Annotated in this window: 7 protein-coding genes; 5 read left to right on the forward strand and 2 right to left on the reverse strand. The window is 49.5% G+C overall.

All coding sequences use genetic code 11. From position 1 onward, the window contains the following. The first annotated feature begins 32 nt into the window (after positions 1-32). Together P186_RS06550 and P186_RS06555 are read left to right on the forward strand one after the other, a co-directional pair. Positions 33-1,682 (forward strand): PD-(D/E)XK nuclease family protein, encoded by a 1,650-nt coding sequence (locus P186_RS06550; protein ID WP_158307135.1) that lies wholly within the window; start codon positions 33-35, stop codon positions 1,680-1,682. A gap of 76 nt (positions 1,683-1,758) precedes the next feature. Further along, positions 1,759-3,114: a P-loop NTPase family protein gene (locus P186_RS06555; protein WP_148682808.1), complete on the forward strand. Its 1,356-nt coding sequence runs from the start codon at positions 1,759-1,761 to the stop codon at positions 3,112-3,114. Here P186_RS06555 and P186_RS06560 read toward each other — a convergent pair. Further along, complete coding sequence (locus P186_RS06560; protein WP_014288660.1) at positions 3,095-3,601, reverse strand: class I SAM-dependent methyltransferase; 507 nt, start codon at positions 3,599-3,601, stop codon at positions 3,095-3,097. The two genes, P186_RS06555 and P186_RS06560, sit on opposite strands and share 20 nt — an antisense overlap. Beyond that, entirely contained in the window at positions 3,598-4,572 is a 975-nt protein-coding gene (locus tag P186_RS06565) for a class I SAM-dependent methyltransferase (protein ID WP_014288661.1), read from the reverse strand. Before P186_RS06565 ends, P186_RS06560 begins: the two co-directional genes overlap by 4 nt. Before the next feature lie 197 nt (positions 4,573-4,769). Here P186_RS06565 and P186_RS06570 point away from each other — a divergent pair, with 197 nt between their 5' ends. From P186_RS06570 to P186_RS06580, 3 genes are all read left to right on the forward strand, one after another. After that, positions 4,770-5,954 (forward strand): phosphoadenosine phosphosulfate reductase domain-containing protein, encoded by a 1,185-nt coding sequence (locus P186_RS06570; protein WP_014288662.1) that lies wholly within the window; start codon positions 4,770-4,772, stop codon positions 5,952-5,954. A 409-nt stretch (positions 5,955-6,363) separates the two neighbouring features. Beyond that, positions 6,364-10,131 carry a DEAD/DEAH box helicase gene (locus tag P186_RS06575; protein WP_014288663.1) on the forward strand — a complete coding sequence of 1,256 codons (3,768 nt, stop codon included), beginning with the start codon at positions 6,364-6,366 and terminating at the stop codon, positions 10,129-10,131. Beyond that, on the forward strand, positions 10,128-12,179 hold the full coding sequence (locus P186_RS06580; protein WP_014288664.1) for a hypothetical protein: 2,052 nt from the start codon (positions 10,128-10,130) through the stop codon (positions 12,177-12,179). The genes P186_RS06575 and P186_RS06580 overlap by 4 nt, the downstream gene beginning before the upstream one ends.

Below are 12,179 nucleotides of genomic sequence, written 5' to 3' on the forward strand. Positions count from 1 at the left end.
CGTTTTTATTAATAATTTTAGGCAACTATTGCATGTATACGAATGGTGGCGAAGGTGAGGAATTGGTTGAGCTGAATAGATGTACAAGCAAGTTTGGAGAGCGCCCTCTTTTGATGCCGGTGAAGACAGTGGCTTTGGGGACTTCGTTTTGTCTTAAGAAGGCGTATTTTATGCTTATGGCTGATAACCTGCCTGGTAGCCATACGCCGTACAGACTTACAGCCACCAGCCAGAGTTTGCATGACCTGCTGGCGTATGTGGTTGTGCCCTTTACATTTAGGCTTCTTAGTGAATACTCGCCGCGGGTTGGTGGTGGAGTTGATGTAGATAGGTTGGTGGATGAGGTGTGGTCTGAGGTGAGAGGCGATGTTGAAAGGTATAGTAATGTTAATATCAATTACCGGGATCTTAGGAAGACTCTTGTGTCTATGATGAGGGGATACGCTGCGGTGGTTATGTGGCTTGTGAAGTATGGGGGGTTTAGCGGTGATGGTATTTTGGTATTTCCGGAGCGTATGATTGTGAGCAGACCTGTTTCTGACGTCTTGGCGGCGGAGGAGTTGGGTGACTTTCTCCCTGTGATTGGTGTACCAGATGTGGTGCTTGTTGACAGGTCTAGCCGCCGTGCGGCTGTGATAGACTGGAAAATGGCCGGGGCCGGGTCTGGTAACGAGCTTCACTATGTCCAGTTATTGCTCTATCAACACATCCTAGGTAGGCTGTTCGGGGATGTGTATGCGTTCTTGGTTTACACAACAGAGAGGAGGGGCACCACTAAGGTTGTGTCGATTGGTAGGAATGTTAACTTGAAGGAGTTCGGCGTGAGTTACGACTATCGTGAGGTCTCCGACAGGCTGGAGAGGGCGAGGTACGTGGCTCAGCTTCTGTATGGCCTTGCTTTTTGTAAAGGTATGTTGAGGGTGGCTGTTGGGTTGAACAAGTCGCGTGGGTTGGGTATTCGTGTTTTTAACCCGGAGCGGGGTGTGGGGAAGAGGAATTACCCATGTAATTACTGTCCCTATAAAACGCTGTGCCGGTATAGGTTTTCTAGGAAGGGGGAGTTGGATGAGGAAATTGCTAGGCTGAGGCGTGGCTTTAATAAGATGTATAGGATAGCTGTTGAGAAGAAGAGTGAGGAGTATAAGAATCTAATCGATTTTGGTGCTTGTGTAGATTTTGACCAGATGGTGTTTAAGAGCCCTAGGGTTGTGGAGCTGGTAAAGTGGTTTGGGAGGGAGCCTAGGCCGCTGTCTGACGATGTGATGCGCTATTCTCTGGGTCGTACTACGGTATATGTGTTTGGCGGCGACGACCCTCTTAGAGGTTCTCAGCAACGGGGTGTGTTTTCGCCTATCTTGTTTGGTAGGTATGAGGACGACGAGGTGGAGTTGAGGAGTGTCGGCGGCAGATCGCAGCTGACGGCGTATGTTAGGATGGTGTCGCCTGTATTTTCTGTGAGGTGGCTTCCTCTGTATATGTATTACAGAATTAGGCCTGGAGATAGGTTGTTTCAAAATGTTAAGGTGTGTAAGGGGGAGGTGCCGATGAATATCGAGTTGAGGGCGATAGCTGCTGTGGAGAATAGTTTGGTTAAGATGGTAGAGAAAGGCGAGGATTTGCATAGGTGGTGGAGTAGCTTCATAAAGGATCTGGTGCTTACCGCAGTTGATGAGTATGGCTAGTTTCTACAACGTTGATCGCCTATTGGAACAAAGATCTCTCGACGCTAGTTGGCGTTTGAAGGTGAACATGTATTCTATGGGTCCATACGCTGAGATCGGGAGGTATATAGACGATCTCCTTGCTGGTAATCCATCAATTGTAGGTGTGCCAGGGGTGCCAGGTGCTGGGAAGACTACTTTCTACGCATATACGATGGCGAATTACCTGAGAGATATTATTTGTGGAGGTGGGAGGTTAAAGACTTTGTATGTTTATTTGGCGCCGACTAATGATTTGCTTATAGACTTTCTCGAGAAGTTTCTTGGCTTTCTTAGAGGGGCTTTCCAAGTGGATTGTAGTCCGGAGGAGCTGGCTAGGAGAATTAGGGTGTATGGATCGAAAATAGAGGCTGACAAATATCCTCAGGTATTTAAGGCTGTAGACGACGATGTTCTTTTGGTCATATCGACTGAATGGCAGAGGGTGTCCGCGAGGGTTCTGAGCCCCCGTAATCAAGTCTATCTGATCGACGAGGCTAGTAGGTTGACGATGTCCCACTTCTTTATACCAATTGCCGACGGCATCGCTAAGGGGAGGCAGGACGAGGATATTCTTGGGTTTGCAGTAATAGGTGATGTGAACCAAGCGGTTGGCCTTAGTGAGGGCGAGCGACAACTATTACTGCTGGAACATGTGAAGCGGCTGTCTAAGGGGAGTGGCAGGGTGCACCTCGTAGATCTAAATATAAGTTGGCGGCTTCCAAGAGGCACAGAGGAGCCTATTAAAGAGGGGTATTATGATGGGAATCTCGAAGCTAAGGGCAATCCCTTTTTGTTAAAGGCACCTCATGAGGAGCTTAAGAGGATTCTCAGCGATGAGCACTGCAGAAGGTACGAGAAAGTTATAAATGAGTTTATCGTACTCGCCTCTAGGTATCCTCATGTGCATATTGAACTGGATACGCATTTCGTACAGGGTGAGAGGTATGACGAGCGTAGGGCTAGGCTTGCCTGGTGTCTTGCGCGTGTCATCTCTGCTCTTTCTAAAAAGAGGGTGTCTGTGGTCGTGCCTTATAACCAGATGGCATTTGCCGTGAGGATGCTGGGTAGACTAGAGAATGTGCATACCGCTACGGTGGCGAGCTATCTGGGGAGGGAGGATGATATTATTATATCTGTGTTTGGGAAGGAACAAGTGGGTGGTTGTAATACCTACTATCTGCAGGATCCCTACATTCCCAATGTTCAGCATAGTAGGCAGAAGAATGCCCTGTATTCTATAGGCTCTAGCGAGATTCTGCTGTCAAGCGTTGACGCTTGCAAAAAGCAGTTGGGGGGTAGTCCGAATAAGCGTTACAGTGAAGATGTGTATGAAGGTCTTGAGAAGCTTCACAAGATGATTGAAGAGTTGCAGAGGCTTGAGAAGAGGGTGGTCAGGGCGCGGGGCTTATGACGAAGTTTTGCATATCTCTACGCACGTTTCGTCTTACTATTTTCCACTTTGCCAGCTGTGTAATCAGCTCGTCTACGCCGTAGTCTAGGGCTAGTGGGTGCTTGACTTTGTAGGTCTCCACGACAATGTGGCTTCTTGCGACTCTCGCCGCCTCTTCAAGCGCCACCGGCCAATGGATCTTGTCTTCTAGGAACATTAAGATGTGGGTTAGGAGCACAGCGTCGAATGATCTGTCGCGGAATGGCATGTGTGTTGGGTACGCTACTACGTCGGGTTTTGTGTCTGGTATTGAGTCCATCCGCACGGCCCATGCGCCCATTTTTTCTAGGTAGGTGGAATTGCGCCAGTTGCTACAGCCGAAGTCCAGCACTCTTTTAGGCGGGTTTTTTGTCGCTTCGAGGAGCATCTTGACTCCCGTGCTTCTGGGGCTTCTCTTGACTATGGGGCACTTGGCGCAGTAGTGTTGTCTAAGGACTCTTATTCTCACAGCTCCACCACGGCTTGGTACTGGCTGTCTCCAAGCCTTCTTACAGCCTTTACGCGGCCCCACTTACTAGCAGTGTCTAGGAATTGGCGGTAGGCGACGTAGCGGCCGCTTAGCGCGTTGTACACCGAGAAGGCGACGGCCCTCTTTGCCACTCTCTTGATTTCTGCCACGGCCTCTTCTGGTCTGTGGAGGAAGTTGTAGACGTTCCAGAAGATGGCGACGTCAACGCCGCGGCTTCTTATTGGCAACATATGTGCGTCCCCCACGATTCGGTCTATCAGCAGTCCGTTTCCTCTCGCGCGCAGTATTGTCTCGTCTATGTCTAGTAGTATTACGTGCCGGGCGCCCCATCTTATCGTCGCCGCGCCCTTGGTGCCGAAGCCGCTTCCCACGTCTAGCACCACGGCGTCTCTGTAGTCTATCGCGGCTAGTATCGGCGGTATTGAGTACTTCGCCGCTCTGGATCTAACCACGGTGGGTCTGCCGCCTTTGATAAGCGCCGGGTTTGGTGCTACGATGCCTCTCTCTGCAAGTTTCGTGATTTCATCCCACAGCTCTCTAGCCGGTAGCTTTGCCCCTACTCCGTATTGAGCTAATACGCTGTCTGCCGAGTATCCGCCGAATATCTCAAGCGTTGCTGGAAAGAGTACACGGAGTAGAGACACGACAAATGCTGTTTTCGCAACGTCCATCCCGGTGCACTCAGCCACCTTTTTGACAGGCGTGGGCCGTGTGGAGAGGCATGATATGGTTTTCGTCACGGCTCCTCCCAGGGGCGTTGCTGTCACAGCATCCCTCCTCACTACTAAGACGTCGTTGCGTATCTCGGCAAGGCCCATGTCCACATATCGTCTCAATGGAGGCATCCTCCTAACATCCACGGCGCAGGGTACCTCATACCTCCTCAGGTTCCCCACCTTCGCTCTTACAACGGCCACGATGTCCTCAACCCAGAAATTTACAGTCAGCATTTCTCCGTTGCCTACAAGGCGTGATACTAAGTCGCAGCTTACTTCATTGCTATGTGTTATCAATGGTGTCAACAAAAGCCGAGAGGCTGATGTAACGTTAATAATATCATTCCTAAGGTTTCCTAAAAGTTCTTGAACTCTGAGACATCTGTCACGCAAAAAGTATTGTGTATAAATACCGGTTGGTACCAACTGACGTGTCTCAGCTACTGGGCTTCTCCTTCTTAGAAGAGCCATTCAGGGCGTTTGACGAGGCTTATTTAAAGTATCGTACTTTTGTGTTGGCGTTTTCGGGGGGCAAGGACTCAACAGCCGTTGCTGTTCTATTTTACAAGTGGCTAAAGGAGAGGGGGGTAAGGGATGTTGAGGTGGTGCTTCTCCACAACGACACGCTGAGCGAGATTCCAGACATGGAGACGTGGGCTAGGTACTTCATGGATCAGTTTGAAGAGAAGATGAAGAGTATCGGCATCGCCGTGAGGAGGATTGTGGCGGCTCCGTCGCCCCTCAACACCTGGTACTGGAGGGTGTATGTGAGGGGGTACCCCGCCTCGACGTTTAATTTTAGGTGGTGTGTTGATCTTCTCAAGGTGGAGCCTACTATGAGGGCGCTGAAGGAGTTGAGGGATTATATCCTGGTAGTGGGCTCACGCGACGAAGAGAGCGCGGCGAGGGCCAAGTCTATGCAAGTGAGGTTCGGCAAATGCATGAGGGAGGGGTCTTGTCTCGGAGCCTACTTCGCAGTAAATAACGACATTCCCAAGGTGGCTCCTATTAGGTTCTGGAGTCTGGAGGACGTGTGGCGGTTTTTAAAAACTCAGAGAGATTTTGATGTAAAGCCTCTGTTAAGGCTGTACCTCTTTAACGGGAATATGGGGGTGAGATACGGCTGTTGGCACTGTACCTTGGTAAAGAGGCAGTGGGGCAACTACATAGATGACAGATTTCTGTATGCAGAGGCTGTGAGGGTCTTGTACCGCGTGGTGTCTGATATGGAGACGTTGAGGACGCCGAAGTCGGGCGGCTATAGCAGGCTGGGCCCTATAAACGCCTTGGGCCGATCCATAATTTTCAATGCGGTGAGGAGGGCCGAGGAGCTAGGCGGCGAGATGTTCTACGGCCTCAACATAGAGGTCCAGCTACATAAACTGCATTACACGCTCCGTGTAATCTTTTATGAACTGAGCGAGAAATTAGCCGACGACATAATCTCGGCTTTAGATCCCACGGATAGGAGGGTCTCTATCCACAATCTTCGGGATTTGAAGTCCAACGACGGGTGGAGGGAAGCTCTTGATGCTATTGAGTCCAGGGTGGTGAAGAGAGATGTGGATAATAGGGTTAGGGAGAGGCTTTTGGAGCTACTGAGACGCCTCTATTGATGCTACTGTAATACCTTGACTGGCGCTACAAGGCTCCTTGCAACGCTGTTGCTGTGGGGTGCGCATTTGCGGTGGCGAGGGCGCTGAGTTGCCGGTGGGTTAGGGAGCTACGTTGAAGGGGCTATTCATTACGGGATGCTGTTTATCGCCATGACGTTTCCCGCCATAGGATGTAAAATTACTGGCGAGTGGGCGGGCACGGGATATATCTGGAGACGAGTGATATGCACATCAACAACATATAAACATCTGTGATTTTTGTTAAAAATAAAGTGTGCAGTCTTTGGGCAAGGAAGTTTTTATATTTCCTATTTATTGATGTTATGGCTTGCTATCCGGAGAGAGTGTTGCTTACGGACTGTCTGCGCAGTGTTGACAGTATTAGGAGGTTGCACCACGCTGGGTGCTTATGAGGCCCGCTCGGGAGGAGGCCAGAAAGTACCGTAGCCTTGTCTTGTGTCCGCTGTTTAGAGAAGTCGTGGTGGATGAGCGGGCTGTTAAAAAGAGGACGGAAGCCCACGATGATTTCGTCAAGAAGGCTGTTTTACTTCTAAGCGAGATGGAGGGTGGTTGCCGCGAGCTGAGGCTGGATCTCGAGCGTGCGCAGCCTGACGCGGTTCTGGAGTGCGGCGATAAGATTTATGTCGTTGAGGTTAAGAGCTATCCGTTTGCTATCACAGATGAAGAGCACTACTGCTCTAGTGGCTACTTGAGACCTTACCCCGCCGATTTTGAACAAGCCGTCTCGTACAAAGAGAGGGCGCAGGCGCGTACAAGTAGGGAGATAGTACCCGTCTTGGTGTATAGGGGAATTCCGCTGGGAGGTCTGCGTGACGCGCCCTTTTTTATATTCATTAAAGAGGAGGAAGGAGAGTACCTGTCTGGTGGACATGTTGTAAGGGGCCGCGTTGCTTCTGAGGGGCAGATGCGCGGGGTGGAGCACGGCGTCTATAAACCGGGACCTGAGTGCTGTGTATGCGCGTCGGCGGACTGTCCCGTAGGGAGAAAAATGCGGAGCTATCTTGGTTGCGCTGGCGGCAGGAGTGGCGGCGGTGGGGTGTTGCAGTTGCCGACTGATGTTATATCGGCATATCAGAGGTTGCTGGTGACTGAGTGGTGTCTGGCTCGCCACGGCACTAGGTGCGTGAAGTGCGGTCCGATCTACTTGGCTCTGTCGCAGACAACTCTTCACAGGGACGATCTGCCTCTGACGAGGGAGCACGTACTGCGTGCTGTCGGTCAGCAACTTCTCCAGCAACTAGAGTCCAATAGGCTTTTAGTAGAGAAGTCCTGTGACGTCTATAAGGAGTCACTGAACAAAATAAAGATTAGGAACGGCTATGTAGTTGCTGAGGGTGTAACGCGCAGAGACTTCTTAGTAATGCTTGAATACATATCGCTTCTCTACTCACTCGGGTATGGCGCCAGCGGTGGGGTGCAGAGCCTTCCTGTTCCGGATAAGTGCTACAGGACGTACCACGGAGAGGTTGCGAGGCTTGTGCGGAACACGTCGGCGTTGCCTGACGACGGAAGGGTTTTTGAAGCATACTACCTGCCAGCTATAGTTGACTACCTAGGCAAGAGAAATATCGACGTAGCAAGCGCTGTTACGAGTTCGTTCGGAGCTCTTTTAGGCGGGGATGTCCTAAAAAAATTATCTGAAAGTTTGCGTAGCGAAGGCGGCCAAGCTGTTAGCAAGGTATCCCAGTTCCAAAATGAAGCTCTTATGGAGATTGGGAAGAGACTTAGCGCGTGGCTGACTGGTAGCGAAAAGAAGCCTCCTTTTGTGCTTATGACGGCGCCTCCCGGATCTGGGAAGACTCTTGTGTTTCTGGTTGCCGCGCTGGCCGTTGTTCTTGCTGGGGGGAAAGTCGTGATTATGTACCCAAGCAAAAAGCTTGCACTGCAACAAGTACAGCAAATCTACTACACACTGGAGGAGCTTAATAGCCAGCCTGGTAGTCGTATTTCCCTAGCTATACTAGATGGCGACAGCACCAGGTGTAGCCGAAGAAGACAAGGCCCAGTGCGCTCGCTGAAGTGCCGGCAGGGGCGGCACAGCTTAGAGTTCCAGAACGGTCAGTACCTCTGTGATGGGCAGTCAGTCGATTGGTTCACCGACTGTGAAGACGGCGCATTGAGCAGAGACATTATCGTGACGAATCCGTACAAGCTGTCTTCTATGCTTATGAGGAGTCAGAACGTCGCAACGATGCTGGCAGATAGGCTGAGACTGATCGTAATAGATGAAGCCCACACTATTCTCGAACCGCGGGAGCTCGATTTTCTGACGGCTCTTATTCACCGCCTGTTTATCCTTGGCGGAATTGATCGCGTTGAAAAGTATCCGGCCTTTATACTCTCCAGCGCTACTATAACTAGCTCGGGGCTTCCCTTTGCGGAAGAAGCCCGCGAGAGACTTATAACGTTCAGATCGATAGGTGCGCTTGAGCGTGTTGAGAGCGCCAGTCCAGCGGAGGTAAATGCTTTTACCAAACAAATCTCTGAGCTACTGCTTGGCGGAAATCTTGCGAATTATTATGAAACCGCTGTTATAGACTACTACAGCATAGGTAGGCAGAGCTCAGGCAAGTCTAAAGTCACAGCCCCCATGGTGATTTTTACAAATCCGATGGAATCTCCCAGCGGCACTGTTCAAGAGGCATCGGTTTCGCTAATGCTGGCCGCCGCAACCAGGTTATATTCAGGTGGTCAGTATAATAATTTCTCTTCGGTTGTATTTTTCGACAGCAAGGAGACACTGGCTGAGGTTGCATCATACGTAAGAGCGAGACTTGTGTCTATAGAGGGATCGCCGGCTGATAAAACTCTGACAAAGCCCTTCTTCCTAAATTGCACCCCCGGCTCTCTGTGTATTAAGGGCGGCTGGAACGGCCTTAAGGTAATAAAAAACATCCTAATGTCAGGTAGCTACGGAGAGCTAGAGGACTTCAGCCACCTATCTCTGTTCTGCACCAGACTTAGCGAGCTGAACGCGGCATACAAATACGCATCAATGATGTATTCTGGACAGCGTGCGGCCTCGGCGCAACCTCCTAAGTGCTATGATACGGCAAGACAAGCCGCGGAGCAAATATTAAGAGATCTTATCCAGAACGTCAGTAATCTGAGCCAGAGGAGCACTCTCCTGGTGCACCACGCGGACTTGGAAGATTCTATAAGATACGCGGTAGAGAGGAAGCTGGAGATGCCGGGGTCATGGTACACTGTCCTGTCCACATCTACTCTTGAGCTTGGTGTGAACCTCAGCGGCGTTGGAGCCGTGGGCCAGTTCGGCCTGCCGTGGCTTGCTGAGAACGTGATTCAGCGCTTCGGTCGCGGCGGGAGAGATGAAAGCGTTTTGTACTCCACAGTTGGATTTCTGTTTGCGAAGAATACAGGCGAAGACGTAGCGCTCATAGATGAAGATTATGCAGTAGCAAGGCTATTTGCATTCAAGAGAACCGTCCTTCCGCCGCGTAACATTGATAGGCTAATGAGCATCGAAGAGCTTATAGCATATACAGTGTTCCGTGCTACAGGTGGTAACGAGCAACAAGTTCTCCATGCAGTACAGAACTCTATAAACTACTTAGGAATTCCTAATAATACTGCTCCTGAGATTTTCAATAGAATCAATATAATCTTTCCAGTTATGGTGCAAATAGCATCCCAGCAGATTTCTTCACAGCGATCAACATCCCTAAACAATTACAAGTCACAGATTAGCTTTATGTTGGGGACATTATGTAGTCAGTTAGGCAATTATGGCGGTGTCCAGCTTCAGCAAATGTTGGTAAATGTTTGCAAACAGTATAAGGATCATCTGTTAAAGTTTGCCTGGGAGATCTACTACACAATTACACAAGTTATAAATAATGATCAAGCGTGGATGCAGGCTGGATCTATGCAACGTACACTCCTGAAACTCCAGGACAAAATATTAGGGATGATTCTTCAATATTATCCGAGTAGTAGTACACGAAGAGATATCGGTAGGCTTCTTCAACTGTCGCTAATTCCGCCGATGCCCGATCCCCGCATTATAGATGTTACCCTAAATAAATACAGTATTTCAGCTAGATATCGACAGGGATATAAAGTTTCGAATTCATCACTAAGGGAGGCGTATGCTAGGTCAATTCCTCTTAAAGTAGACAGATACGAAGAACTATGAAGATATATTTACCAGCCTACAGGTATAGACACTTTTATATTTTATCAGGTTTCGTCACCAGTAACAGTACTAGTTTGACTATAGATATGAATTTACGTAATATCGAGCAGGGATCTATTAGCGACCTAACGGCAGGATTGCAGAGATCTATAGAGAGATCTATAGATAGCTCGCCTGTTAAGGAACTGGACTATGTGGTAGCGTTTGACATGAGCTACCTTGTCAGCAAGCTGTGCAAAATGTGTGCTGGCACAAAGAGAGGATCCCCCTCAGGCTCTGGTGTGCCAGTCTGTGGGTATTACGTAGAGAGAAGGCGTCTTAATGAACGCTGGCGCAACTATGGAATACTAATCTTGGCGAAATGTGATGTCGGGGAGGGAGTTAGAGATATCTATGCATTTGTGAAGAAATTCTCCTCAGGTTCGGATAAGCCCTGGATAGCAGGCATTCTGTATGGTATAAACATCGGCGCACAGGGTCGCGATATGAATATGCGCATTAGGATAGATGGCTTAGGTATAGATGACAGTTTCGTAGCTGTAGTGAGCAGTGTGAATTATCTCAGCTCTTATCCGAGAACATATACCGACGAGGTCACATTCAGCTCTGAGAGTAGCACATCTATTGGCGGTATAGACATGGAAGACGGTACCGCCGTGGTGGAATTGTTTTATCTAGGATCTATACTGTCGGTAAAAAGCAGGAGTACTGGTGCCTTTATGCCGGTAGTCGTGCATTACGATGTAGAAGGTAGCTCTTTTCCCAGATCTTTGCACCCGGTTGCGCGTGCGTATAAATTGCGGCGGAGCGTCAGCGCCGACGAGCTTTACAGCTATGTTAAAAAGGCGCTCACTTCTGGCATGCCTGCAGTAAAGTTGCTAATGCAGAATCTAGTTGCGGGGAGGGCGCTCTCTGCATTGGGCTGTAGAGGCTGGGTTACTGAGAGAGAAATAGTTGCAAGTGTTTATGGCAATGAGACGGTAATCACGACGCCGATATTAGGCAGGATACTTTGCATCTACAGAAGGCTTTACACGCCACGAGCAAGCTACAGAGGCTATAATGGGCTGAATAGCCTTCTGAAGAGATGGCTAGAGGCAGTGAAAGAGTGTAAATGCAAAAGTAGCGATTTTAGCAGTTCGCAAGGTTGGGTAGATCGCTTTGTGAACTGTCTCGAGACATCAGGGAAATTATCGGAGTTCAGACAGTGTTTACTACAGAACTATAGTGGTAATATTAGACGCCTAGAGTGTAGTTTAATGAGATCCAATCCTGAGCTATTTACAGCGCTTGTGTTTGTGGAGCTGTTAATGCTTTCGGCCTTGATTATAGGCGCCCACGGCGCATCTCACCTCATGGCTAAGGCCGCGGGCATCAGTTCGCGTGACTTTGCTGAAATGATTGAAATAGAGATCTGCGCTAACGACTTCCCCCTTGTTAAGTGTGTTTGGCATCAGTTAGAAGATGTCGGGGACGTGAGCTTTGATGGGGTAATTAAACTAAAATATGACGAAGGCTGTAAGGGCGTTAAGGTTCAAATCTCTACGTACGATCTGAGCGGCGCCACACATACAAAATTTGGCGAGAGGCTTCTCAAGCTAGTTATGGAGCTAGGCGGATGTGGTTCTGCGAGGGATATTTGCAATTATGCTTGGATTGAGGAGAAGAGGAGGCTCGACAGAGCATTCAGCATCTTAGTTGCGAACAATACATTACTTGGAGAGCTCGATAGACATCTCGGCTCTATGCCTCAGGAAGTAGCACCCCCGCGGGACCTCTTCAGATTTATGCTTGGCGGCATTGTGGGCGAAGTTAGGAGAAGGCTTGGCCAGACTGCGCAACAACAGAGGCTACCGCGTAAGCTTTATCAGTATGTGTGGCCTCGTCATGTTCCTAGCTGTGCTGATGGATGTCACCTCTGCGTCCAGGTACCGAGGATGATGTGCGTCTACAGTCCTCTGCATGAGGAGCTTAGGGTGTCGAAGAGCGCCTCGCTGTGGTTGCTGGAGCCACTCTGTTCCATGGTGCAGAGTGCCGCAGAGACATAG

Origin of the sequence: Pyrobaculum ferrireducens (genome assembly GCF_000234805.1) — an archaeon.
GTDB classification, from domain to species: Archaea; Thermoproteota; Thermoprotei; order Thermoproteales; family Thermoproteaceae; genus Pyrobaculum; species Pyrobaculum ferrireducens.